Genomic DNA, 25458 nt, shown 5'->3' on the forward strand with positions numbered 1-25458 from the left:
ACGTCCTTATACCGGAAGGAAGTTGATCGGGTGGCTGTCGGTCGCCCACAGGTACTGCACGGCGTACGCCCGCCAGGGCCGCCAGGCCGCGGCGCGGGCGGTGAGCGCGGCCGGCGTGGCGGGCAGGCCGAGTTCCCGGGCGGCGCGGCGGATGCCGAGGTCGGTGGGCAGGAACGCGTCGGGGTCGCCGAGGGCGCGCATCGCGACGACGTCGGCGGTCCAGGGGCCGAAGCCGGGCAGGGCGAGGAGTTCGGCGCGGGCCCGCGGCCAGTCGCTCTCGACGCCCAAGTGCAGGGATCCGTCCGCCAGTCGGGACACCAGGGTGGTGAACGTGGTGCGCCGGGTGCGCGGCATCGCCAGCGTCGCGGGGTCCACGGCGGCGAGTGCCTGAGGGGAGGGGAAGAGGTGGGTGAGTCCGCCCTCGGGGTCGTCGACGGGCTCGCCGTGCGCGGCGACCAGGCGGGCGGCGTGGGTGCGGGCGGCGGCCGTGGAGACCTGCTGGCCGAGGACGGCCCGTACGGCGAACTCCGCCTCGTCCACCGTCCGCGGCACCCGCCGCCCCGGCGCCTTGTCGACCAGCGGCGCGAGGACCGGGTCGGCGCGGAGCCGTGCGTCGATGGCGACGGGGTCGGCGTCGAGGTCGAGCAGGCGGCGGCAGCGGCTGATCGCGACGGTGAGGTCCCGCAGGTCGGTGAGGGTGAGGCGGCAGGCGATGTGGTCCGGGGCCGGGGTCAGGGCGACGATCCCGTGCCCGTACGGCAGCCGCAGGGTCCGCCGGTAGGCGCCGTCCCGCCACTCCTCGACGCCGGGTACGGCGGTGGCGGCGAGGTGGCCGAAGAGGTTGTCGGGGTTGAGGGGGGCGCGGAACGGCAGCCGCAGGGACAGGGCGCCGGGGGCGCCGCCGGGGGTCTTCGGGGCGCGGGTGCGCAGTTCGGTGGGGGCGAGCGCGAAGACCTCGCGGACGGTGTCGTTGAAGGTGCGGATGGAGGAGAAGCCGGACGCGAACGCGATCCGCGCCATGGGAAGTGCGGTCGTCTCGATGAGGAGGCGGGCGGTCTGGGCGCGCTGGGCGCGGGCCAGGGCGAGCGGGCCGGCGCCCAGCTCGGCGAGCAGCTGCCGCTCCACTTGGCGGGTGCTGTAGCCGAGCCGGGCGGCGAGGCCGGGCACGCCCTCGCGGTCCACGACGCCGTCGGCGACGAGCCGCATGGCGCGGGCCACGAGGTCGGCCCGCTGGTTCCACTCCGGGGAGCCGGGGCTGGTGTCGGGACGGCAGCGTTTGCACGCCCGGAAACCGGCCTGCTGGCAGGCCGCGGCGCTCGGGTAGAACGTCATGTTCTCCGGCTTGGGCGGCACGACCGGGCAGCTGGGGCGGCAGTAGATGCGGGTGGTCAGGACGGCCGTGAAGAACCAGCCGTCGAACCGCGCGTCCTTCGACTGCACGGCGCGCACGCAGTGCTCGGTGTCGGTGTGCATCGCCTTCCGCATGCGTCCAGCATCGGGGACCGGCGGCCCGCTGGCTGGCGAGAATCCGACATCGACCTCGCCGGGCCTGGGGACCTGGCGTTCACCCCGCCGACGCGCGCCGCCACGCGGACTCGCGCAGCAGGCGCAGGCCGTTGAGGCCGACGATGACCGTGGAGCCCTCGTGACCTGCCACGCCCAGCGGCAGCGGGAGGTGGCCGATCAGGTCCCAGGCGACGAGCACGGTGATGAAGGTGCCGGCGATGACGAGGTTCTGCACCACCAGGCGCCGGGCCGCGCGCGACAGCCGCACGGCGGCCGGTACGGCGGTGAGTTCGTCGCGCACGACGACGGCGTCCGCGGTCTCCAGCGCGAGGTCGGAGCCGGCGCGGCCCATGGCCACGCCCGTGTGGGCGGCGGCGAGGGCGGGGGCGTCGTTGACGCCGTCGCCGATGAACAGCACTTTGCGTCCGGTGTCCTGGATACCGCATACAGCCTTCACCTTGTCCTCGGGAAGCAGCTCCGAGCGGACGTCGGTGATGCCGGTCGCCGTGGCGACCCGGGCGGCGGCGCGGGCGTTGTCGCCCGTCAGCAGCACGGGTGAGGAACCGGTGAGGGCGGTCAGGGCGGCGGTGGCCGCGGGCGCGTCGGAACGGACGCGGTCGGTGAGGGCGAGCGTGCCGACCGGCGTGCCGTCCCGGGTGACCCGCACGGTGGTCTCGTCGCCCTCGGGGGCGTCCGCCCGGCCGACCTCGATCACGCTTCCGCCGACCACGGCCGTGACGCCGCGGCCGGGCAGCGCGGTGAAGTCCCGCGCGGGCGACAGGTTCAGGCCGCGGGCTCGGGCGGCGGTCACGACGGCGCGGGCCAGCGGGTGCTCGCTGGGGTGCTCGGCCGCCGCGGCCAGCGCCAGGAGGTCGTCCTCGGCGAGCCCGGAGCCGGGCGCCGGGCGGACGGCGGTCACCTCCGGGGTGCCTTCGGTGAGGGTGCCGGTCTTGTCCAGGGCGGCGGTGTCGATCTCGGCGAGACGTTCCATGGCGACGGCGGACTTGACCAGGACGCCGTGCCGGCCGGCGTTGGCGATCGCGGACAGCAGGGGCGGCATCGTCGCGAGGACGACCGCGCAGGGCGAGGCGACGATCATGAAGGTCATGGCGCGCAGCAGCGCGTCCGTGAGGCTGTCGCCGAAGGCCAGCGGCACGCCGAAGACCGCCAGGGTGGCGGCGACGATGCCGACGGCGTAGCGCTGCTCGATCTTCTCGATGAACAGCTGCGTCGGCGCCTTGGTGCGGGACGCCTCCTCGACCAGGGCGACGATCCGGGCGATGACGGAGTCGGCGGGGTCGCGCTCGACGCGGACGCGCAGCGCGCCGGTGCCGTTCAGGGTGCCGGCGAAGACCTCGTCGTCGGCGCGCTTGACGACCGGCACCGACTCGCCGGTGATGGTCGCCTGGTCGACCTCGCTGGTGCCGTCCGTGACGCGGCCGTCGGCGCCGATGCGCTCCCCCGGCCGGACCAGCAGCAGGTCGCCGACGGCGAGGGACGCGGTCGGCACGGTCTCCTCGGTGTCGCCGGTCAGCCGGGTCGCGGTGGCGGGGGCGAGGTCGAGCAGGCCGCGGACGGAGTCGGCGGTGCGGGCGGTGGCCAGGGCCTCCAGGGCGCCGGAGGTGGCGAAGATGACGATCAGCAGGGCGCCGTCGAGGACCTGGCCGATGGCGGCGGCTCCCAGCGCGGCGACAATCATCAGCAGGTCGACGTCCAGGGTCTTCTCACGCAGCGCGCGCAGGCCCTCCAGGGCGGGCTCCCAGCCGCCGGCGACATAGGCGACCGCATACAGCGGACCGTATGCCCAGACCGGGGCGCCGCCGAGGTCGAGGGTCAGGCCGAGCAGGAAGGCGACGGTCGCGGCGAGCGCCCAGCGGGCCTCGGGCAGAGCGAGCACACGGGTGCGGCTCCGGGGCGTCGGACGGCCGGCCGCGGGGACACGTTGAGGAGCGAGAGTCGTGGACACGCGAGACACCATACAGGAACACATGAAGAGACATTCATTCGTTCATGTGTGGTGAGTAAGATGACCGGCATGGGTCATGGAGCCGCAACCCCCGCGCAGGACACCGCCGAGCGGGTCCGCCTCGACGCGGACAACGTCGCGAACGTCGCCACCACACTCCAGGCCCTGTCCACGCCGTCCCGGCTGCTGATCCTCGCCAGGCTCCGCGAAGGGCCGCTGCCGGCCACCGAGTTGGCGGCGGAGGTAGGCATGGAGCAGTCGGCGTGCTCGCACCAGCTGCGGCTGCTGCGCAACCTCGGCCTGGTCGTCGGCGAGCGCCGCGGCCGGTCGGTGGTGTACGCGCTGCACGACCACCACGTCGCCGAACTCCTCGACCAGGCCGTCTACCACGTGGAGCATCTGCGCCTGGGGCTCAGCGACGCCGCGGAGTGACGGCCTCGTGACGGCCTCGGATCTGCCGCGTCGACGGGCGACCCGGTCACCGGCCCGGACCGGACCTCCGTCGACCGTCGTCGGCCGCCCCCCGACCACCGCGCGGTCGCACTCGGGAACTCGGGCGCTCAGCCCACCTGTGCGGCGAACGCCGCGTGGGCCCGCTCGTCGAAGAGGACGAACCTGACCTCCTCGACCGAGGTCTCGGTCACCCGTACCGTCTCCACGGCGATGCGGGCCGCGTCGTCCATCGGCCAGCGGTAGACGCCCGTGGAGATCGCGGGGAAGGCGACCGTACGGGCGCCGAGTTCGTCGGCGACGCGGAGGGACTCGCGGTAGCAGGAGGCGAGCAGGCCGGAGCGGTCCTCGGTCGCGGAGTACACGGGGCCGACGGTGTGGATCACCCAGCGGGCGTCCAGGTTCCCCGCGGTCGTCGCCACGGCCCGGCCGGTGGGCAGGCCCTTGCCGTACCGCGAGGCGCGGAGCCTGCGGCAGTCCTCCAGGACGGCGGGGCCGCCGCGCCGGTGGATCGCGCCGTCGACTCCGCCGCCGCCCAGCAGGGAGGAGTTCGCCGCGTTCACGAGGGCGTCGACGCTCTGCCGGGTGATGTCGCCCCGGACGAGGGTGAGGGTGGCCATGCGGGCATCGTACGAAGCCGGCGGGCCGGTCCTCGAAGGGCGCGGCGGAGGCCCCGCGCGCGGCCGGGCCCGCGGAGTCGCCGGCGCCGCGATCCGGCTGATCCGGGCCCGCCGCCCCCGGATTCCGGGGCGTCGCCGCTCAGGTCCGGCGCAGTCGGCGCCACACCGCCTTCGCCGCGTTGTGGCCGGACATGCCGTGGACGCCCGGTCCCGGCGGGGTGGCCGAGGAGCAGATGAAGACGGCCGGGTGCGGTGTGCTGTACGGGAAGAGGGACAGCTTGGGGCGGAGCAGGAGCTGGAGTCCGGAGGCGGCGCCGGCGGCGATGTCTCCGCCGACGTAGTTGGCGTTGCGGGCGGCGATCTCGGGCGGTCCCGCCGTGGCGCGGGCGAGGACGAGGTCGCGGAACCCCGGGGCGAATCGCTCCAGTTGGCGTTCGACGGCGTCGGTGAGGTCGCCGGTCCAGCCGTTCGGGACGTGGCCGTACGCCCAGAAGACCTGCTTGCCCTCCGGGGCGCGGCTCGGGTCGGCGACGCCGGGCTGCACGGTGATGAGGAACGGCGGGTCGGGTGCGCGGCCGTCGCGGGCGGCGGCGCGCAGGGCGGCGCCGATCTCCGCGCTGTCCGCGCCGACCTGCACGGTGCCGGCGGTGCGGGCCTCGGGGGCGGTCCAGGGAACGGGTCCGTCGAGCGCGTAGTCGATCTTGAAGACGCCGGGTCCGTAGCGGTAGCGGTCGTAGTAGCCGCCGAGGCCCGCGATGCGGGCGAGGGCGGTGGGCGAGGTGTCGAAGACGTAGGCGCGGGCGGGCGGCAGGTCGTCGAGGCGCTTGACCTCGTAGTCGGTGTGGATCGTGCCGCCGAGGTCGGTCAGGAGGCCGGCGAGGGCGTCGGAGATCGACTGGGAGCCGCCGCGGGCCACGGGCCAGCCGCGGGCGTGGGCGGCGAGGGCGAAGACGAGTCCGACGGCGCCGGTCGCGAGGCCGCCGAGGGGGGCCATGACGTGGGCGACGAGCCCGGCGAACAGGGTCTTCGCCTTCTCGTCGCGGAAGCGGCGCATCAGCCAGGTCGACGGGGGCAGGCCGACGAGCCCGAAGCGGGCGAGGGTGACGGGGTCGCGGGGCAGGGCGCTGAGCGGCAGGGACATGAAGTCGCGGGCCAGTGTGTCCCATTTGGTGAGGAACGGCGCGACCAGCCGGCGGTAGGTGCCCGCGTCGCGCGGTCCGAAGGAGGCGGCGGTCTCGCCGACGGAGCGGGACAGCACGGCGGCGGAGCCGTCCGGGAAGGGGTGGGCCATGGGCAGCGGCGCGTGCAGCCACTCCAGGCCGTAGCGCTCCAGCGGCAGGTCGCGGAACGCGGGTGAGTTGATGCCGAGGGGGTGGGCGGCGGAGCACGGGTCGTGCCGGAAGCCCGGCAGGGTGAGTTCCTCGGTACGGGCTCCCCCGCCGACGGTGTCCCGTGCCTCGAAGACGGCGACCGCGAAACCGCGGCGGGCCAGCTCCACGGCAGCGGTCAGCCCGTTCGGCCCCGCACCCACCACGACCGCATCGAGCATCGACGGCACCTTCGGACCCCTTCGTCAGCCGATGGCCACTCGGGATCAGGATAGGCCCGGGCACGGACCGTCACGGGGGCCGGGTGGTCATCCTGTGGACAACTGGCCGGGGCGGGCCCGGGAAACCGGGCAGCGAGACCTCGGGCGGGCGGCCCGGCAACGGTCAGCGCGGCAAGGGGCAGCCGGACCGTGTCACCGGGCGGGGGCCGTCAGGCGGACTGTGCCAGCAGGTCCGCCACCCGGCGGGCCGTCGCCGCGTCGCGGGCCGTGGTGAACGGCAGGTCGTTGCCCCCGGTGATGCGGAAGGGGCGGCCCGAGCGGGTGAGGTGGGCGCCGCCGGCCTCCTCGACGAGGAGGATGCCCGCGGCGTGGTCCCATGCGGCCTCCCAGGAGAACGCGGTCGCGTCGGATTCGCCCCGGGCGACGGCGAGGTACTCCAGACCGGCCGAACCGCAGTCGCGCGGGGCGACGCCGTCGGTGCGCAGGCCGAGCAGGGCGCGCTTCTGCTCGTCGGTCGTGTAGTCCGGGTGGGAGGTGGCCACTTGGAGGTCCCGGCCGGGCTCGGGCGAACCCGCGCGCAGCCGCTCACCGTCGAGGTGGGCGCCCTTGCCCCGGACCGCGGTGGCGAGTTGGTCGCGGGCGGCGGCGTATGTCCAGGAGGCGTGCACGACGCCGCCCAGGGCGAGCGCGACGAGGGTGCAGAAGCCCGTGTCGCCGTGCACGAACTGGCGGGTGCCGTCCACGGGGTCGATGATCCAGACCGGCGCGTCGCCGCGTATCGCCTCGTACGACGCGGGGTTGGCGTGGACGGCTTCCTCGCCGACCACGACGGAGCCGGGCAGCAGGGCGCCGAGCGCCTCCGTCAGGTACAGCTCGGCCATGCGGTCGGCGTCGGTGACCAGGTCGTGCGGGCCGGCCTTCTGGTCGACCTCGTGGGCGGCGAGCCGGCGGAAGCGCGGCATGATCTCGGCCGCGGCGGCCTTGCGGACCGCTTCCTCCACGTCGGTGGAGTGGCGGGCGAGAAACTCTTCGATGGTTTCCTTGTCTTCGATCATGTCTCCATGAGAGCACGCACCGCTGACAATCCCCACCCGGCCCGTGTACTCCGGGTGGAATCGCCATGAACGCCCAGATCGGACACCTCGACCCTCCCCCGCACCTCAGCGGCCCACCGCGTACCCCTGCATCCCGCGCGGGTTGGCCGCCGCCGACAGGACGCCCGTGCCGGGGTCCCGCGCCACGGCGCACAGCCGCCCCTCCGACCAGGGGTCGCCGACGCCGACGTCATGGCCGCGGCGGCGCAGCTCGCCGACGACCGCCGGGTCGAACCGGGACTCCACGGTGACGCTGCCGGGCCGCGCCGCGCGCGGGTAGAAGGAGCCGGGGAAGCTGTCGTTGTGCCAGTTGGGGGCGTCGATCGCGCCCTGGAGGTCGAGGCCGCCGCGGACCGGGGAGCGCAGCGCGACCGCCAGGAAGAAGTGGGTCTGCCACTGGTCCTGCTGGTCGCCGCCGGGCGTGCCGAACGCCATGACGGGCACGCCGTCGCGCAGCGCGATCGAGGGGGTGAGGGTGGTGCGGGGGCGGCGGCCCGGGGTGAGGGTGTTCGGCAGGCCGTCCTCCAGCCAGGCCATCTGCAGGCGGGTGCCGAGCGGGAAGCCCAGTTCGGGGACGACGGGGTTGGACTGGAGCCAGCCGCCGCTGGGGGTGGCGGCGATCATGTTGCCCCAGCGGTCGACCACGTCGATGTGGCAGGTGTCGCCGCGGGTGAGGCCGTCGGCGCCCACGTCGGGTTCGCCGGGCACCGGTGAGGCGGGCCGCTTGGCGACGGTGGGTTCGCCGATGCCGAGCGCGTCGAAGGCGGCGCCCGCGGGGGCCGCCACGCGCGTGTGCGCGCACAGCCGCGGGGTGCGCCCGCCGGGGCTGCCGGGCCGCAGGTCGTGGTTGGCCCGACGGCCGACGAGAGCGCGTCGTTCGGCGTTGTACTCGTCCGACAGCAGGTCGTCGAGCGGCACGTCGGCGGCGTCGCCGTACCAGGCCTCCCGGTCGGCCATGGCGAGTTTGCAGCCCTCGATCAGCAGGTGGACGTAGTCGGCGGAGCCGTACTCGGGCAGTTCGGGCGGGAGCAGGGCGAGTTGCTGGAGGAGCACCGGGCCCTGGCTCCAGGGTCCGGCCTTGCACACGGTCCAGCCGTTCCAGTCGTACGTCGCCGCGGTTTCGTAGCCGGCGGACCAGGTGGCGAGGTCGTCGCCGGTCAGCGTGCCGGTGTGGCGTTCGCCGCTGGTGTCGCGGGTGGGGCGCGCGGCCTGCCGTACGAGGGCCTCGGCGATGAATCCCGTGCGCCAGACGTCGCGCGCGGCGTCGATCTGCGCCTCGCGGTCGCCGGCGCCGGCCACCTCGGCGAGCAGTCGGCGCCAGGTGGCGGCGAGGGCGGGGTTGCGCAGCAGTTCGCCGGGGCGGGGCGCCCGGCCGTTCGGCAGATAGACCTCGGCGGAGGTCGTCCACTCGGTCTCGAAGAGCTCCCGTACGGTCTCGACGGTCTCGCCGACGCGTTCCACGGGCGCGTGGCCGTGCTCGGCGTATCCGACGGCGTACTTGAGGACGTCGGCGAGGGACTTGGTGCCGTGGTCGCGCAGCAGGAGCATCCAGGCGTCGAAGGCGCCGGGCACGGCAGCGGCGAGCGGTCCGGTGCCGGGGACGAGGTCGAGGCCGAGGTCCCGGTAGTGCTCGGCGCTCGCGCCGGCGGGGGCGACGCCCTGCCCGCACAGCACCCGCACCTGTGCCCCGGCGGGCGCCAGCAGGATCGGCACCTCGCCCGCGGGACCGTTGAGGTGGGGTTCCACGACGTGCAGCACGAACGCTCCGGCGACGGCCGCGTCGTAGGCGTTGCCGCCGTCCTCCAGCACGGCCATGGCCGACTGGGACGCCAGCCAGTGGGTGGAGGACACCATGCCGAAGGTGCCCTGGAGGGTGGGGCGGGTCGTGAACTGCATCTGTCACCTCGGTGCCTCGCGGTGCGTCGGTCCGCCCAGGATCATGCCACCGCGGACGGCGGGCCCGCCGAGCCGCTACGGGGAGCGGCTCGGCGGGTGGTGCCGGAGTGTCACTTTCCGGACTGGAGGGCGCCCCAGGTGCCGGGGCCGACGATGCCGTCGACGGTCAGGCCGCGCGAGGACTGGTAGTCGCGCACGGCCTGGCCGGTGCCGGACCCGAAGATGCCGTCGATGCCCACGGTCCTGCCGAGCGCGGCGGTCAGGGCGCGCTGCACGCGCGTGACGGCCTCGCCGGTCGAGCCGTTCTGGACGGTGGTGGTGGCGCCGCGGGACAGCAGGGCGGTCCAGGTCTTCGGGCCGACCACGCCGTCCGCCGCGAGGCCCTTGGCGGCCTGGAAGTTGCGGGCGGCGGTGGCCGTGGCCGAGCCGAACACGCCGTCGGGGGCGCCCGGGTCGTAGCCGGCGGCCTTCAGCAGGCACTGGGCGGCCTTGACGAGGTTGCCGGTCGATCCGGTCTGGACGGTGGGGTAGGCGGTGAAGTCGAGGTTCGCCCCGCTGCACGTGGGCGCGGGCGCGGAGCCGGTGCCGACGTCCAGGTAGTCGCGGTCGATGTTGATCGAGTAGCCGCCGTAGGACTCGGTGACCTCACCGACGTACTGGTGGATGCGCTGGTGGTCGGCCCAGTAGGTGGAGGGCACGTACGTGCCGGTGTTGGTGTCGGCGGCGCCGTTCCACCAGGCGTAGAAGAGGTGGTCGACGCGCGTGTACGCGCTGTTGTTGTACTCGCTCGCCGCGTCCTTGATGCCGGAGGCGGCGCTGGAGTAGAAGCCCGACAGGTAGCCGCTCGCGTGCAGCCGCTCGGTCCAGCCGGACAGGTAGGACAGCACGGCGGCCTTGCAGGAGGCGGTCGAGGTGTACGCCTCGATGTCGCTGTAGATGGCGCTGCCGGACGGGATGCCGAGGTTGGAGGCGGCGGTGACGGCGGCGGCCGCCGCGGAGACGCCCTGGGACTTGGCGGTGGCCGGGTCGTAGGACATCTTCAGCGAGTAGTTGGTGCAGGGCGCCTGGCGGCCGACGTCGATGGGGAACAGGCGCCAGCCGTTGTTGGTCTGGTTGGTCACCCAGGTCGCGGTCAGGTTGGGCTGGGCGCAGCCGCGGAAGGAGCCGCTGATGTAGACGCCGACCGCGCTGTACGGGGAGCTCGCCTGCCAGGCGTTCATGGCGGCCTGGGAGGGCGCGGTGCAGGCGTCGAAGCCCTTGCCGAGGTAGGTGCCGGGCTGCGGTCCGGCCGCGGCGAGGGCCGTGGCACCGGACTGCCGTGCGGCGGGGGGCAGTTCGGTGCGCTCGGCGCCGGCGGTGAGCCGGGCCGTGGCGAGGACGCCGCGCACCTGCCGCTCGGTGTCCGGGGTGTGGGCGGCGGTGACGAGGACCCCCGCGTCCTCGACCGCGACCTGGATGGTGTCGTTGTGGGAGACGGCGGACGGCGCGGTGGCCTTGCCGCGCGGGGTGCGCACGGTCGCCGCCGACGCCTGGCGTGCGGAGCGGGCGGTGATGGGCTCCACGACGAGGCCCGCGGTACGGCCGACGACGCGCGAGGGGCAGTCGTTCTGGTCGGCGGGCTCGCCCAGGTAGACGGCGGGTCTGTCGAAGCGGAGGCAGGCGCGGGGGTTCTCGGCCAGATCGACCACCTGCCAGTCGGCGGGCACCTCGACGCGGTAGCCGTGGTAGGTGACGGTCCGGCTGCCGCTGTCGGGGGGCGGGGCCGCCTGGGCGGAGCCGGGCAGGGCGAGCGCGCCGGTACCGGCGAGGACCGCCAGCACGGCCGTGGTGGCGCGGAGGCGCCAGGGCATGCGGGACGACGACATCAGGGCACTCCTGGTCGGATACGGAAGATGGGGAAGCCTTTGGGACGAACCGGCGGCCGGGTGCTGCTGATCAGACGCCGCGGCACCTGTGTGGCCATGCCCATGACAATCCATGGGGAATCGCACGCCGTGACATCGCACCTCCACCCATCCGTTCCCGGGCCCCCCGAGAGGACTGAGCCGAGTGTGGCGCCACCGCCGTGACGTGTCCACCGGATCACGGTCCGCCACAGGACCAGACCTCCGGCGTGACGGGCGCGAGCCGGGGACCGCCGCCGCCAACCGCCCCCGGCAACCCGGCAAATCGACACAAAGACGCCATGCCGGTGCGGCCGGCGAGCATGCCGCGTCACCGCCCGAGCACGCAGCGAGTTGACCCTTCCGCCCCACCGGGACTCGTGTGACACTGGCGTCCCGTCCGCAGTGCGGACCACCTCCGCACCGTCCCCCACGAGAAGTGCGCCGTGCGTTCTCTTCCTCTGCCGCTCGCCCTGACCGCGCGCCTGTCCCCGGTGGCCGTGCTCGCCGTCGCGGGCTGGGCGCTGTCGTCCGGTCCGCTCGCCGCGACCCCGACCGCCGAGCAGAGACCGGACGAGGCGACCGCCCCGCAGTCCGCGTCGTCCTCGGCCCCCGCGACGGCCGCGGAGTCCAAGACGTACACCTCCGCCCCCGCGCCGTGCGCCGCCGTGGCCGAGAAGACGGTCAAGTCCCTGGTGCCGGGCGCCAAGGCGGGCGGCAAGGAGATCCCGTCCACGGACGCGGACGTGCGCCGCACCTGCTCCTGGAACGCCCTCAAGGGCTACGAGTACCGCTGGCTCGACGTCTCCTTCGAGGTCACGGCGTCGGACGAGAAGGCGGAGAGGTCCTACCGGCAGCACACGTCGGAGAAGAGCGGCGGCGGCAAGGTGCCCGGTCTCGGCGACGAGGCGTACTCGGTGGTGAACCTCGTCACCGAGGACGGGCAGCAGACCCGCGAGGGCACGGTCGTGGTCCGCGCCTCCAACGCGCTGGTCGTCATCACGTACAACGGCAGCGACTTCGAGTCCAAGAAGGCGCCCGCGACGGACGAGATCAACAAGGGCGCCATCAAGGCCGCGAAGGACGCGGTCGCCGCGCTCACCAACGGCTAGCCGCTGACGCCCTCCGCGTCCACCGGTTCTCCGGGTCCCGGTTGCTGCGGGCGGCTCAGACCTCCGTCCGGCCCCTCCCCCGCGCGTACATCAGCGCCAGGTACAGCACCGTCGACGTGGCGAGGCCCACCGCCCAGCCGTAGTCCGCAAGGCCGGCCAGCGCCGGGATCGGGCGGCCGTCGATCAGAGGGTGGAAGTCGGCGCCGCCGATCGCGAGGACGCCGCCGACGGCGAACGCGACGACGGCACGCCAGTTCCAGCCGCCCCGGTACCAGTAGCGGCCGTCCGTGCGGTACAGGTCGGCGAGGTCGAGCCGGGTGCGGCGCAGTATCCAGTAGTCGGCGATCAGGATCCCGGCGACCGTACCCAGCAGACCGCCGACCAGGCCGAGCCACGTGAAGATGTAGCCCTCCGGGTCGGAGTACAGCTTCCACGGGAAGATCAGCACCGCCAGCACACAGGTGATGAGCGCGCCCGCCCGGAAACTCACCTTGCGCGGCGCCACGTTGGAGAAGTCGAACGCCGGCGAGACGAGGTTGGCCGCGATGTTCACCGACAGCGTCGCGACGAGCACGGTCACCAACGCGAACAGCAGGCCGACCGTGCTGTCGGTCTTCGCGGCGAGCTTGACCGGGTCCCAGATGGCCTCGCCGTAGACCGCCTGCGAACCCGAGGTCACCATCACGGACAGGAACGCGAACAGCGTCATCGTCGTCGGCAGGCCGAGCGCCTGACCCCAGGTCTGCGCCCTCTGGCTCTTGCCGTACCGGGTGAAGTCGGGGATGTTCAGCGACAGCGTGGACCAGAAGCCGATCATGCCCATCAGCGCCGGAGCGAACAGCGTCCAGAAGTCGGCGCCCCAGCCCAGCCTGGACGGCTGGTCGAGCAGCGGGCCGAAGCCGCCGGCCTTGTCGCTCATCCACCACAGCATCACGAACGCGCCGACGAGCACGAACGGCGCCGCCCAGTTCTCGAAGCGGCGGATCGTCTCCATGCCCCGGTGGATGATGGCGACCTGGATCGCCCAGAAGATCGCGAACGACAGCCACATGGTCCAGGCGTAGCCGCCGAACTGCGCGGCGTTCGTCCAGCCGTCGCCGATCAGCTTTCCGGCGAGGAAGTAGATCGCCTCGCCGCCGATCCAGGTCTGGATGCCGAACCAGCCGCACGCCACCAACGCCCGTACGACAGCGGGCAGGTTGGCGCCGCGGATGCCGAACGAGGCGCGGGCGAACACCGGGAAGGGAATGCCGTACTTGGGTCCGGCGTGCCCGGTGAGCAGCATCGGGACGAGCACGATCACGTTGGCCAGGGCGATGGTGAACACCGCCTGCTTCCAGTCCATGCCGACGGCGATCAGACCGGAGGCCAGGGTCCAGGATGCCGTGTTGTGGGCCATGCCGACCCAGAGCGCGGAGAAGTTGTACGTGGTCCACGTGCGCCTGCGGGCCGGGACCGGCAGCAGGTCCTCGTTGGCGTAGGGGCCGGTGGGCTGCGGGGCGTCCGGGGCGATCTCCACCCGACCGTCGGCAAGGGTGACTTGGGTGGTGGGCGGTATGGCCGTGGGAGCGGTGTCGGTCATGGGCAGGCCAATCGAAGAGGTGGGTCGGGAAAGGCCGTGCGGGGCTCCCGGGCCCTCCCCGGGGGAGGTCGGGGAGGGACCGGGCGACGGGGGCGGGGGGTTCGGGTGGGTGCCGGGTGGGTGCCGGGTGGGGTGGGCCGAGGGGGACGGCTCAGGCCTTGACGGCGTTGACGGCGGGGATGACCTTCTGGCCGTAGGCGTCGATGACGGTTTCCTGCGCGTCGTGCATGTCGTAGACGGCGAACTGGTCGACGCCCAGCTCGCGCAGGGCGTTCAGCTTCTCGATGTGCTTCTCGGCGGGGCCGATGACGCAGAACCGGTCGACGATCTCGTCGGGCACGAACCGCGTGTCCGGGTTTCCGCTGCGCCCGTGGTGGGAGTAGTCGTAGCCCTCGCGGGCCTTGATGTAGGCGGTGAGTTCGCCGGGCACCTGGGCGGAGTGCTCGCCGTACTTGGCGACCAGGTCGGCCACGTGGTTGCCGACCATCCCGCCGAACCAGCGGCACTGGTCGCGGGCGTGCGCGAGCGCCTCGGGCGAGTCGTCCTCGGTGACGTAGGCGGGCGCGGCCACGCAGATCGTCACGTCGGAGGGGTCCCGGCCGGCGGCGACCGCCGCGTCCTTCACCGCCTTGACCATGTACTCGGTCAGGTAGAGGTCGGACAGCTGGAGGATGAACCCGTCGGCCTCCTCACCGGTCATCTTCAGCGCCTTCGGCCCGTACGCGGCCATCCACACGGGGAGTTCGGCGCCCGGCCGGATCCAGGGGAACTTGACGACGGTGCCGCCGAGGTCGGCCTCCTCGCCCCGGCCGAGCGCCCGGATGACCTTCATCGCCTCGCTGATGCGGGCGAGGGTGTTGGGTTTGCGGCCGGCGACGCGCATGGCGGAGTCGCCGCGGCCGATGCCGCACACGGTGCGGTTGCCGTACATGTCGTTGAGGGTGGCGAAGGTGGAGGCGGTGACCTCCCAGGTGCGGGTGCCCGGGTTGGTGACCATCGGGCCGACCTTCAACTTGGTGGTGTTGGCGAGGATCTGGCTGTAGATGACGAACGGCTCCTGCCACAGCACGGCGGAGTCGAAGGTCCAGCCGTGCGTGAAGCCGTTGCGCTCGGCGCGTTTCATCAGGCTGATCACGCGTGAGGCGGGCGGGTCGGTCTGCAGGACGAGTCCGAAGTCCATGGGCGCTCCTCCTAGTCGAGGTACTGGCAGGTGGAGCGGGGCGTGTAGACGCCGTGACCGGCGCGGCCGGTGAACTCCCGCTCGGTGATGACCGGTTCGCCGCGCGAGAGGACCGTCTCGACACGGCCGGTGACCCGGCGGCCCTCGTAGGCCGAGTAGTCCACGTTCATGTGGTGCGTCTCGGCCGAGATGACCTGTTCGGCGTGCGGGTCGTAGATGACGACGTCGGCGTCGGCGCCGGGTGCGAGGGTGCCCTTCTTCGGGTACATGCCGAACATCCGGGCCGGGGTGGCGCAGGCGATCTCGATCCACCGGCGGCGGGAGATGTGCCCGTCGACGACGGCCTGGTGCAGCAGGTCCATGCGGTTCTCGACGCCCGGCAGACCGTTGGGGATCTTCGAGAAGTCGCCGCGGCCCAGCTCCTTCTGGCCGGTGAAGCAGAACGGGCAGTGGTCCGTCGACACCACCTGGAGGTCGTTGGTGCGCAGTCCTTTCCACAACTGCGCCTGGTGCTCGCGGGGCCGAAGCGGCGTCGAGCACACGTACTTGGCGCCCTCGAAGTCCGGCTCGGCGAGGTTGTCGGTCGACAGGAACAGGTACTGCGGGCAGGTCTCGCCGAAGACGTTCAGGCCCTCGTCGCGGGCCCGCGCCAGCTCGGCGACCGCCTCCATGGCGGACACGTGCACGACGTACAGCGGGGCGCCCGCGACCTGCGCGAGCTTGATGGCGCGGTGGGTGGCCTCGGCCTCCAGCAGCGCCTTGCGGACCTCGCCGTGGTGGCGCGGGTCGGTCTCGCCGCGGGCCAGCGCCTGCTCCACCAGCACGTCGATCGCGATGCCGTTCTCGGCGTGCATCATGATCAGGCCGCCGTTCTCGGCGGAGCGCTGCATGGCGCGCAGGATCTGGCCGTCGTCGCTGTAGAAGACGCCCGGGTAGGCCATGAACTGCTTGAAGGAGGTGACTCCTTCCTCCACCAGCAGGTCCATCTCCTTGAGCGTCTCCTGGTTCACGTCGGAGACGATCATGTGGAAGCCGTAGTCGATCGCGCAGTTGCCCTCCGCCTTGGCGTGCCAGGCGTCCAGGCCCTCGCGCAGGCCGTGCCCGACGCTCTGCACGGCGAAGTCGACGATGGTGGTGGTGCCGCCCCAGGCGGCGGCGCGGGTGCCGGTCTCGAAGGTGTCGGAGGCGAAGGTGCCGCCGAACGGCAGCTCCATGTGGGTGTGGACGTCGACACCGCCCGGGATGACGTACTTCCCGGTCGCGTCGATCGTGCGCTCGGCCGTGAACGCCTCGGCGGCCGGGGTGCCGGACGCGGCGAGGGCGGCGATGCGGCCGTCCTCGATCAGGACGTCGGCGTGGATCTCGTCGGCCGCGGTGACCACCAGGCCGCCGCGGATGACTGTACGGGTCATCGGTCGCTCCTCACCGTGTGCGTGTGCCGGTCGGGGGTGCCGGGTGCGCCTGGTGCGCCCCTCACAGGTCCGTCAGCGGGCCGTACGCGCCGGGGGCGCGGTCCCGGTAGAACTGCCAGCGGTCGCGGACCTCGCGGAGCTTGGCCATGTCCAGGTCCCTGACGACCAGTTCGGGCTCCTTGTCGCTCGCGACCTCGCCCACGAACTGGGCCTCGGGGTCGACGAAGTAGGACGTGCCGTAGAAGTCGTTGTCGCCGTACTCCTCGACGCCGACCCGGTTGATGGCGCCGACGAAGTACTCGTTGGCGACGGCCGCCGCCGGCTGCTCCAGCTGCCACAGGTAGCCGGACAGGCCACGCGAGGTGGCCGACGGGTTGAACACGATCTCGGCGCCGGCGAGGCCCAACGCCCGCCAGCCCTCCGGGAAGTGGCGGTCGTAGCAGATGTAGACGCCGACCTTGCCGACGGCGGTGTCGAAGACGGGCCAGCCGCTGTTGCCGGGGCGGAAGTAGAACTTCTCCCAGAAGCCCCGCACCTGCGGGATGTGCGTCTTGCGGTACTTGCCGAGGTAGGAGCCGTCCGCGTCGATGACGGCCGCCGTGTTGTAGAGGACGCCGGGCTGCTCCTCCTCGTACATCGGCAGGACGAGGACGAGGCCCAGCTCCCGGGCGAGGGACCGGAAACGCTCGGTGATCGGACCGCCGGGGATCTGCTCGGCGTACTCGTAGAACGCGGGGTCCTGCACCTGGCAGAAGTACGGGCCGTAGAACAGCTCCTGGAAGCAGAGCACCTGGGCGCCCTGGGCGGCCGCGTCGCGCGCCGCCTGCTCGTGGACCTGGATCATGGATTCCTTGTCGCCGGTCCAGGCTGTCTGGAAGACGGCGGCACGGATCACTCGGCTCATCGGGACCTCCGGTCGCTGGATGTCCGGCGAGCCTAGGAAGTCCGAAAGCGTGCTTTGAGTGGCACGGTGTCACGTCTGCGGGTGTGCGGCGTGTCACCGTGTCACTCCGCGCTCGGCTCATGTTTCACCGCCGTTTTCCCTGGTCGTTGCATGTGTCACCCCTGTTGCGCGTCGTGCGCGAGGAGCGCGATGTGCACGGAGGCGGCCTGCTCGAAGTCGTCGAGGTCGACGCCGAGCCTTGCCTGTATCGCCTCCAGGCGGCGGTAGAGCGCGGGCCGGGAGACGTGGTGGAGCTGCGCGGTGCGGGACTTGTTGCGGCCGGTGGCGAGATAGGTCCGCAGCACGGACAGCAGGTCGTCCAGCGGCTCCTCGTCCGGCCCGCGCAGCAGCCCGTCCAACTCCCGCTCCGCGAACGACTGCACGTGCGGGTGGTCGCGCAACAGCCGTACCAGCCCTCGCAGATGGACGTCCCTGAGGCGTACGACGGGCGGCAGGTCGAGAACGGCCGAGGAGTCGGCGACGGCCTCCGCGACGTGCCGCGCCTCGCGCAGCCCGGCGGGTACGTCGTCCCAGTCGACGCGGGTGTCGGCGGCGGCCACGACCGGGGCGGGAGCGCCCTGTTCGGAGCGCAGCCGGGCCGCGAAGTGCGCGGTGAGCGCCTCGGCGTCCTGGTCGCGGGCCAGGCTGAGCAGCACGGCGGTCGCCCCGTCGGCGAGCTGCGCGGCGAGCCCCGGCAGGCCCAACAGCCGCAGTGTTCGGCCCAGTTGGTCCGGGGTGCGGTCGCGGACCACGAGCGGGACGAACGCCCGCCGGTTCACCGGCAGCCCCGCCGCCCGGGCCCGCGGCAGCAGTTGCCGTGCGGGGACGACGCCGCTGACGAGGTCGGTGAGCAGGCCCTGCGCGGACTGCTCCTCCCAGCTGGCCGCCGCGCTGCCGCCGAGCATGCGGTGCAGGACGAGGGCCTCGGCGGCGCGGTCGGCCAGCAGCCGTCCCGCGGTGCTGTCGCCGCGGTGGCCGCACAGCACGAGGCGTCCCCAGCGTTCGCCGCGCCCGACGAGTTCGGCGCGGATCCAGCCGTCGCCCGCGCTGCCTCCGCCGGTGCCTGGACGGCCGGGGTGGTGCCCCCATGCCTGCCGGGCGATGCGTTCCCAGTCGCGCAGCACGTCGTCCACGGCGGGCCGCTCCCCCGCCGTGGCGAGGACGCGGTGGGCGAGGTTGGTGACGACGACCGGGCAGGCGCTGTGCCGGGCGACCTCGTCGAGCAGGCGCTGCAGCGGGGCGCCCGCGGTGATCAGCGCGGTCAGCTCGGTGCGGACCGCCTCGGAGAGGCTGACGGCGGCGAACTTCCGCCGCACCAGCCGGCACTGCACCTCCTCGGTCAACTCGGCGAAGGGGAACGGCCGGTGCAGCACCACCAGCGGCAGCCCGCACCGCTCGGCCGCCCGGCGCATCACGTCCGGCGGGGCGGGGAAGGCGCGGCCGAGGCCGAGGACGACCGCCGCGGCCTCGGCGCGGTGCAGGGAGCGGATGTACTCGGCCTGCTTGTCCTCGTCCCCGGCGAGCAGCACGCCGGTGGTCAGCACCATCTCGCCGCCGCTGAGCATGACGCCGACGTCGGCGGCCTCGGCGACGTGCACCCAGCGCACCGGCCGGTCGAGCTGGCCGGCGCCGGCCACCACCTCGGGCTCCCCGGCGAGGACGCGTTCCAGCGTGAGCACCTGGCGCACCGACAGGGCGGGTTCCAGGGGCTCCCAGGGTTGCGAGGCGGTGGTCATGGCAGGTGATTCCCTCGCTCGGCGGTGCGTGCTACAGGAGGCTTCTCAGTGCGCTTTCGAGGATCGCGGCGCCCTCCTCGGCCTCCGCGACGGTCAGGGACAGCGGCGGTGCGACCCTCAGGGCGCTGGTGTTGTGCCCGCCGCCCTTGCCGATGAGGAGTCCGCCGTCGCGGGCGGCCTCCAGCACGGCCGCGGCGGCCTCGGGGTCGGCCTCGTCGGTGCCGGGCTTCGTCAGCTCGATGCCGATCATCAGCCCGCGTCCGCGCACCTCGCGCACGTGCGGGACGTGCGCGGCGGCGGCCCGCAGCCGTTCGATGAGCATGCCGCCGACGCGCCGGGCGTTGCCCTGGAGGTCGTGTTCCAGCAGGTAGGTGAGGTTGGCGAGGCCGGCCGCCATGGTGATCTGGGTGCCGCCGAAGGTGGAGATGGAGTTGGCGTCGAGGCAGTTCATGATCTCGGAGCGGGCGACGACGCCGCCGATGGACATGCCGTTGCCGATGCCCTTGGCGAAGGTCAGGATGTCCGGCGGGCCGTTCTGGCCGTGTGCCTGCCAGCCCCAGAAGTGGTCGCCGGTGCGGCCCCAGCCGGTCTGCACCTCGTCGGCGATCCACAGGATCCCGTATGCGTTCAGCACCTCGCGGAATGCCGCATACAGTCCGTCGGGCGGGGAGGTGAAGCCGCCGACGCCCTGCACCGGCTCGGCGATCAGCGCGGCCGGCGGCCGGGTGTGCCCGAGAAGGTCCTTCAGGTCGGCCACGCAGGCCGCGACGAACTCGGCGTCGTCGAGGTGCGCGTAGGGGCCGCGGGTGCGGACGCCGCCGTGCACGTACATCGTCTGGAGCGGGGACAGCGAGGTCGGGGACCAGCCGCGGTTGCCGGTGATGCCGACGGAGCTGAAGGAGCGGCCGTGGTAGCTGTTGCGCATGGCCAGGACCGTGTTGCTGCGCCGGTGGGTGGTGGCGAGGAGCAGCGCCGTGTCGTTGGCCTCGGTGCCGGACGTGGTGAAGAAGACGCGGGCGTCGGGGATGCCGCTCAACTTGGCGACGCGCTCGGCGAGTTCGACCATCGGCCGGTTCAGGTACAGCGTGGAGGAGTGGACGATGCGGCCGGCCTGTTCGCTCACCGCCTTGGTGACCTCGGGCAGGGCGTGCGCGGTCATGGTGGTGAGGATGCCGCCGAAGAAGTCGAGGTAGCGGTTGCCTTCGGAGTCCCAGACGTGGCGGCCCTCGCCGTGGGTGATCTCCAGGGGCTCGTCGTAGTAGAGGGCGAGCCAGTCGGGCAGGACGGATCGGTGGCGGCCCAGCAGGTCACGGTTCACGGCCGCACCAGCCCCTCGTAGGCGTCGGGCCGGCGGTCCCGGTAGAAGGCCCACTGCTGCCGGACCTCCTCGACCAGGTCGAAGTCGAGGTCGCGCACGACGAGTTCCTCCTTGCTGTCACTGGCCACGTCGCCGACGAACTGGCCGCGCGGGTCCACGAAGTAGGACGTGCCGTAGAAGTCGTTGTCGCCGTACTCCTCCTGGCCGACGCGGTTGATCGCGGCGACGAAGTACTCGTTGGCGACGGCCGCCGCGGGCTGTTCCAGCTTCCACAGGTGGGACGACAGACCGCGGTGGGTCGCCGACGGGTTGTAGACCAACTGGGCGCCGCCGAGGCCGAGTTGACGCCAGCCCTCCGGGAAGTGGCGGTCGTAGCAGATGTAGACGCCGACCTTGCCGACGGCCGTGTCGAAGACGGGCCAGCCGGCGTTGCCCGGTTTGAAGTAGTACTTCTCCCAGAATCCCTTGACCTGCGGGATGTGGTGCTTGCGGTACTTGCCGAGGTAGGAGCCGTCCGCGTCGATCACGGCCGCGGTGTTGTAGTAGAAGCCGGACTGCTCGATCTCGAAGACCGGGGCGACGACCACCATGCCGGTCTCGCGCGCGAGCGCCCGCATGCGGGTGACGGTCGGCCCGTCCGGCACGGGCTCCGCCCAGCGGTAGTGCTCCGGCTCCTGGACCTGGCAGAAGTACGGCGCGTTGAAGACTTCCTGGAACCCGATCACCCCGGCGCCCTGCCGGGCGGCCTCGCGGGCGTGCTCCTCGTGTTTCGCCACCATGGACTCGGTGTCGCCGGTCCAGGTCGCCTGGACCAGAGCGGCGCGTACGACGTTGGCCATGAGCTGCTCCTTCGACGGGACGTCAGAGCCTCTACGCCCGTAGAGCAGGGCGGTAGAGGCTCGAACGTAAGCCTCCGGGACGGGCTTGCCAAGACCATCGCCGTCAACCCGCTGCGTCCGGCGCGTTTCACACTCCGGTGGGCGAGCCGCGCCGCCGGTCAGGTGGCGTGCCCCGCGACCCGCAGCGCGTGCACGAGGTCCCAGTACCGCTCGTCGGAGACGCCTCGGGCGGCCTCCAGCAGCAACGGTACGAGCGTCACGGGGTCCGGGTCGACGCCCCGGACGGACTCCTCCGGGGTGCGCATCCGGACGTAGGCGTCGAGCAGCGCCCGCACCTCGCGTCGCCTGCCCTCGCCGGCGAGGGCGAGCACCGCGGTGCCCACCTCGGCGGGCGGGCGTACGACGCCCTGGCGCAGGATCTGCTGTCCGTCGGCCGCGTGGCCGGCGGCGATCAGCGCGTCGGCCGCGGCGACGAGCCGGTCGGCGGGCAGCGAGGCGGCCTCCCACAGCAGGGTCGCCCAGTCCGCGTCCAGCCCGGCGCGCCGGAGCCCGGCGGCGAGCGGCGGGTAGCGCACGGCGGGCCAGTGGGCGGCCTCGACCAGCAGCGCGTGCGCCTCGCCGCTGCGCCCCTCGGCGCGCAGCCGGGCCAGCGCGCCCACGACCCGGTCGACCTCCCGCAGCCCGTCCGCGTCCACCTGCTCGAACGCCGGCTCCGTCGCCTCGGGGGCGGCGTCGTCGGCCCCGGCGAACCGCGCCCCGCGCGGCGTACGGCCCCCGTCGGCGGGCACGGGCGCGGGCGCCTCGGCGGCGGGCGGCGTGACGACGGGCACGGCGTCCTCTTCGAGCATCCCGGCGAACCGGGCACTCCCCCGCCGCTTGCGCCGCTGCTTGGGTACGGCGGGCGGCTCGCCGGGGGCAGGGAGAGGAGCGGGGGATTGCGCGGGGGTGCGGGGAGCAGTGGCGGCCTTCCGAGCAGTCGGGGGCTGAGGTTCGGCCGCGGGGTGGGCGCCGCGCGCCGCCCCGAGGTCGGCCGGCACCCGGGGGCCCGGGGGTGCGCCGGGTTCGTTCAAGCGGGTGATGCGGGCCCGGAGTTCCGCGCAGCGGGCCGTGGCGCGTTCGTGGTCGTCGCGGGCCCAGGCGACGTCGAGGCGGATCGCGTCGGCCTCCTCGCGGGTGGTGGCCGTGGACAGGAGCCCGGTCAGCTCGGCCTGGCGGCGCGCCGCGTAGCGCTGCTCGCGGAGCATGACGTCCAGCCGGTCGTTCAGCGCGTCGCGGGCGCCCGGCCCGGTGTCGTACGCGGCGAGGGCGGCGGCGTGCAGGGCGCGGGCGCGGTCCCGCTCGGGTCCGGCGACGGCGGGGCCGTGCTCCGCCGCGAGGTCATGGAGGAGGGACTCGACCACGTCCCAGGGCGGCACCTCGCGGCCGTCGAGGCAGGCGCGCATGCCGTCCGGGTCGCGCTGCCAGAACACCCCGCACCACCCGCCGGACTGGTCGAGGCGCGCCAGCAGACCGTCCAGATAGTTCGCGAACTCCCGCACCCGTCCGGGGAGTCGATCCACAGTCATCGCCCGACTCCCGCCTGACTGGAGCACTCCGGTCCGTAGCGAACACCAGCCGTGTTACAGAGCCGCTACGGGGAGTTTTCGTCGCGAGTGCCGATCGCTCGTACCACACCGTGTCCGTCATGTGACGCGATGTCACGCCCTGGGGGTGCATCGGAAATGCCCCCGGCGTCCGGGCGTGCCAAGGTGAGTAAGAACTCGCCCCCCGGTGTACCCGGCGTGGGAAAGCGGCAGCGCACCGCACGTCGAGAGGGAACGGAAGGCCCATGACCAGCGGTTTCACACCCGAGGGCTTCGGCTCGGACCCCTTCGGAGAATTCCTCGCCCGCTTCTTCGGCGGACCGCGGCCCCGCCAGATCGACCTGGGCCGACTGCTCAGCCAGCCGGCCCGGGAGCTCGTGCGCGGCGCCGCCCAGTACGCCGCCGAGCACGGCAGCCGGGACCTGGACACGGAGCACCTGCTGCGGGCGGCACTGGCCGCGGAGCCCACCCGGGGCCTGCTCAGCCGGGCCGGCGCCGACCCCGACTCGCTCGCCTCGGAGATCGACGAGCGTTCGGGCCCGGTCCAGTACCCGCCGGGCGAGGTGCCGCCGCCGACGTCCCTGTCGCTGACCCCGGCCGTCAAGCGTGCCCTGCTGGACGCGCACGAGCTGGCCCGGACCAGCGGCACCGGCTACATCGGCCCGGAGCACGTGCTCAGCGCCCTGGCCGCGAACCCCGACTCGGCCGCCGGGCACATCCTGAACGCGGCCCGCTTCGCGTCACCCGGTCTGCCGCCGGAGGCGCCGGAGGCGCCGCAGCCGCGCGCCGAACGGCCCCGCGTCACATCGACGCCGACCCTGGACAAGTACGGCCGGGACCTCACCGACCTGGCCCGGCAGGGCCGGATCGACCCGGTGATCGGGCGTGACCAGGAGATCGAGCAGACCGTCGAGGTGCTGTCCCGGCGCGGCAAGAACAACCCGGTGCTGATCGGCGACGCGGGCGTCGGCAAGACGGCGATCGTGGAGGGTCTCGCCCAGCGCATCGCGGACGGCGACGTGCCCGACGTGCTGGCCGGCCGGCGGGTGGTGACCCTGGACCTGACGGGCGTCGTCGCGGGCACCCGCTACCGGGGCGACTTCGAGGAGCGGCTGAACACCATCGTCGGGGAGATCAGCGAGAACTCCGACCGGCTGATCATCTTCATCGACGAGCTGCACACCGTCGTCGGCGCCGGCGGTGGCGGCGAGGGCGGCGGCTCCATGGACGCCGGCAACATCCTCAAGCCGGCCCTGGCCCGCGGCGAGCTGCACATCGTGGGGGCGACGACGCTGGAGGAGTACCGGCGGATCGAGAAGGACGCGGCGCTGGCCCGCCGCTTCCAGCCGATCCTGGTGCCGGAGCCGACCCCGGCCGACGCGATCGAGATCCTGCGCGGCCTCGCGGACCGCTACGAGGCCCACCACCAGGTCCGCTACACCGACGAGGCGCTGGTCGCGGCCGTGGAGCTGTCGGACCGCTACCTCACCGACCGGCGGCTGCCGGACAAGGCCATCGACCTGATCGACCAGGCCGGTGCCCGGGTGCGGCTGCGGGCCCGGACCAAGGGCACGGACGTACGGGCCATGGAGCGCGAGGTCGAGCAGCTCGTGCGGGACAAGGACCAGGCGGTCGCCGACGAGAGCTACGAGCAGGCGACCCAGTTGCGCGACCGGATCGTGGAGCTGAAGACGCGGATCGCCGAGGTGGCCGGCGACGGCGAGGCCGACGAGGGGCTGAACCTGGTGGTGGACGCCGAGGCCGTCGCCGAGGTGGTGTCCCGGCAGACCGGCATCCCGGTGAGCAGCCTCACCGAGGAGGAGAAGGACCGGCTGCTCGGCCTGGAGCGGCATCTGCACGAGCGGGTCGTCGGGCAGGACGAGGCGGTCCGGGTCGTGTCGGACGCGGTGCTGCGGTCCCGCGCGGGCCTGTCGAGCCCCGACCGGCCCATCGGCAGCTTCCTGTTCCTCGGCCCGACCGGCGTGGGCAAGACGGAGCTGGCGCGGGCGCTGGCCGAGGCGCTGTTCGGCAGCGAGGACCGCATGGTCCGCCTGGACATGAGCGAGTACCAGGAGCGGCACACGGTGAGCCGTCTGGTGGGCGCCCCGCCCGGTTACGTCGGGCACGAGGAGGCCGGGCAGCTCACCGAGGTGGTGCGGCGGCACCCGTACTCGCTGCTGCTGCTGGACGAGGTGGAGAAGGCGCACCCGGACGTGTTCAACATCCTGCTCCAGGTGCTGGACGACGGCCGGCTGACCGACTCGCAGGGCCGGACCGTGGACTTCACGAACACGGTGATCGTGATGACCAGCAACCTGGGGTCCGAGGCGATCACGCGGCGCGGCGGCACGCTGGGCTTCGCGGCGGGCGGCGCCGAGGCGGACGAGGAGGCCCGGCGCGAGCAGGTGCTGCGTCCGCTGCGGGAGCACTTCCGGCCGGAGTTCCTCAACCGCATCGACGAGATCGTGGTGTTCCGCCAGCTGACGGGCGAGCAGTTGCACAGCATCACGGAGCTGCTGCTGGAGCAGACCCGGCGCATGCTGCACGCCCAGAGCATCACGGTGGAGTTCACGGACGCGGCGGTGGACTGGCTGGCCGACCGCGGCTTCGAGCCCGCGTACGGGGCGAGGCCGCTGCGCCGGACCATTCAGCGGGAGGTCGACAACCATCTGTCGCGGCTGCTGCTCGACGGGCGGGTCGCGGAGGGCGACCGGCTCACGGTGGACGTGGCGGACGGCCGGCTGGACTTCCGCACGGACCGGCCGGCCGCTCCGGTGTAGACGTTCCCG

Annotated in this window: 18 protein-coding genes; 3 read left to right on the plus strand and 15 right to left on the minus strand. The window is 73.2% G+C overall.

All coding sequences use genetic code 11. The annotated features are described in order from the left end of the window. Window positions 1-6: 6 nt before the first annotated feature. The gene (locus ACZ7D7_RS18400) at window positions 7-1473 is read right to left on the minus strand and encodes an AlkA N-terminal domain-containing protein (protein WP_470825839.1); all 1467 of its coding nucleotides are present in this window, start codon (window positions 1471-1473) and stop codon (window positions 7-9) included. A 91-nt stretch (window positions 1474-1564) separates the two neighbouring features. Continuing rightward, window positions 1565-3484 carry a heavy metal translocating P-type ATPase gene (locus ACZ7D7_RS18405; protein ID WP_470825476.1) on the minus strand — a complete coding sequence of 640 codons (1920 nt, stop codon included), beginning with the start codon at window positions 3482-3484 and terminating at the stop codon, window positions 1565-1567. A gap of 57 nt (window positions 3485-3541) precedes the next feature. Between ACZ7D7_RS18405 and ACZ7D7_RS18410 the strand changes: the two genes are divergently transcribed. Continuing rightward, window positions 3542-3904, plus strand: a complete 363-nt coding sequence (locus ACZ7D7_RS18410; RefSeq protein WP_470825478.1) for an ArsR/SmtB family transcription factor — start codon at window positions 3542-3544, stop codon at window positions 3902-3904. A gap of 128 nt (window positions 3905-4032) precedes the next feature. On the opposite strand, the gene ACZ7D7_RS18415 is transcribed toward ACZ7D7_RS18410, so the two are convergent. From ACZ7D7_RS18415 to ACZ7D7_RS18435, 5 genes are all read right to left on the minus strand, one after another. Further along, window positions 4033-4542 carry an O-acetyl-ADP-ribose deacetylase gene (locus tag ACZ7D7_RS18415; protein WP_470825479.1) on the minus strand — a complete coding sequence of 170 codons (510 nt, stop codon included), beginning with the start codon at window positions 4540-4542 and terminating at the stop codon, window positions 4033-4035. Window positions 4543-4681: 139 nt separating this feature from the next. Then, window positions 4682-6091: a phytoene desaturase family protein gene (locus ACZ7D7_RS18420; RefSeq protein ID WP_470825481.1), complete on the minus strand. Its 1410-nt coding sequence runs from the start codon at window positions 6089-6091 to the stop codon at window positions 4682-4684. A 209-nt stretch (window positions 6092-6300) separates the two neighbouring features. Further along, window positions 6301-7146: an inositol monophosphatase family protein gene (locus ACZ7D7_RS18425; protein ID WP_470825482.1), complete on the minus strand. Its 846-nt coding sequence runs from the start codon at window positions 7144-7146 to the stop codon at window positions 6301-6303. A 105-nt stretch (window positions 7147-7251) separates the two neighbouring features. Continuing rightward, complete coding sequence (locus tag ACZ7D7_RS18430; RefSeq protein ID WP_470825483.1) at window positions 7252-9081, minus strand: gamma-glutamyltransferase family protein; 1830 nt, start codon at window positions 9079-9081, stop codon at window positions 7252-7254. A 110-nt stretch (window positions 9082-9191) separates the two neighbouring features. Beyond that, window positions 9192-10946, minus strand: a complete 1755-nt coding sequence (locus ACZ7D7_RS18435) for a glycoside hydrolase domain-containing protein (protein ID WP_470825484.1) — start codon at window positions 10944-10946, stop codon at window positions 9192-9194. 464 nt (window positions 10947-11410) lie between these two features. Here ACZ7D7_RS18435 and ACZ7D7_RS18440 point away from each other — a divergent pair, with 464 nt between their 5' ends. Next, window positions 11411-12076 (plus strand): hypothetical protein, encoded by a 666-nt coding sequence (locus ACZ7D7_RS18440; protein ID WP_470825486.1) that lies wholly within the window; start codon window positions 11411-11413, stop codon window positions 12074-12076. Window positions 12077-12131: 55 nt separating this feature from the next. Here ACZ7D7_RS18440 and ACZ7D7_RS18445 read toward each other — a convergent pair whose 3' ends face one another. The 8 genes from ACZ7D7_RS18445 to ACZ7D7_RS18480 all read right to left on the minus strand — a co-directional run bounded on the left by ACZ7D7_RS18445 (window position 12132) and on the right by ACZ7D7_RS18480 (window position 22651). Next, window positions 12132-13658, minus strand: coding sequence for an NCS1 family nucleobase:cation symporter-1 (locus ACZ7D7_RS18445; protein ID WP_470825487.1), 1527 nt, complete (start codon window positions 13656-13658; stop codon window positions 12132-12134). Between the two features lie 151 nt (window positions 13659-13809). After that, complete coding sequence (locus ACZ7D7_RS18450) at window positions 13810-14838, minus strand: TIGR03842 family LLM class F420-dependent oxidoreductase (RefSeq protein WP_470825488.1); 1029 nt, start codon at window positions 14836-14838, stop codon at window positions 13810-13812. A gap of 11 nt (window positions 14839-14849) precedes the next feature. After that, complete coding sequence (gene hydA, locus ACZ7D7_RS18455) at window positions 14850-16250, minus strand: dihydropyrimidinase (RefSeq protein ID WP_470825489.1); 1401 nt, start codon at window positions 16248-16250, stop codon at window positions 14850-14852. A 61-nt stretch (window positions 16251-16311) separates the two neighbouring features. Next, window positions 16312-17154, minus strand: a complete 843-nt coding sequence (locus ACZ7D7_RS18460; RefSeq protein ID WP_470825490.1) for a nitrilase-related carbon-nitrogen hydrolase — start codon at window positions 17152-17154, stop codon at window positions 16312-16314. A 155-nt stretch (window positions 17155-17309) separates the two neighbouring features. Beyond that, window positions 17310-18929, minus strand: coding sequence for a PucR family transcriptional regulator (locus tag ACZ7D7_RS18465; RefSeq protein ID WP_470825491.1), 1620 nt, complete (start codon window positions 18927-18929; stop codon window positions 17310-17312). Window positions 18930-18960: 31 nt separating this feature from the next. Next, window positions 18961-20247, minus strand: a complete 1287-nt coding sequence (locus ACZ7D7_RS18470) for an aspartate aminotransferase family protein (RefSeq protein WP_470825492.1) — start codon at window positions 20245-20247, stop codon at window positions 18961-18963. Beyond that, window positions 20244-21086, minus strand: coding sequence for a nitrilase-related carbon-nitrogen hydrolase (locus tag ACZ7D7_RS18475; protein WP_470825493.1), 843 nt, complete (start codon window positions 21084-21086; stop codon window positions 20244-20246). Before ACZ7D7_RS18475 ends, ACZ7D7_RS18470 begins: the two co-directional genes overlap by 4 nt. A gap of 158 nt (window positions 21087-21244) precedes the next feature. Beyond that, window positions 21245-22651 carry a hypothetical protein gene (locus tag ACZ7D7_RS18480; protein ID WP_470825494.1) on the minus strand — a complete coding sequence of 469 codons (1407 nt, stop codon included), beginning with the start codon at window positions 22649-22651 and terminating at the stop codon, window positions 21245-21247. Window positions 22652-22914: 263 nt separating this feature from the next. On the opposite strand from ACZ7D7_RS18480, the gene ACZ7D7_RS18485 reads away from it, so the two are divergent. Further along, window positions 22915-25449 carry an ATP-dependent Clp protease ATP-binding subunit gene (locus ACZ7D7_RS18485; protein WP_470825495.1) on the plus strand — a complete coding sequence of 845 codons (2535 nt, stop codon included), beginning with the start codon at window positions 22915-22917 and terminating at the stop codon, window positions 25447-25449. The last annotated feature ends 9 nt before the right edge of the window (window positions 25450-25458 follow it).

This window comes from Streptomyces sp. NPDC037054, from assembly GCF_055606745.1.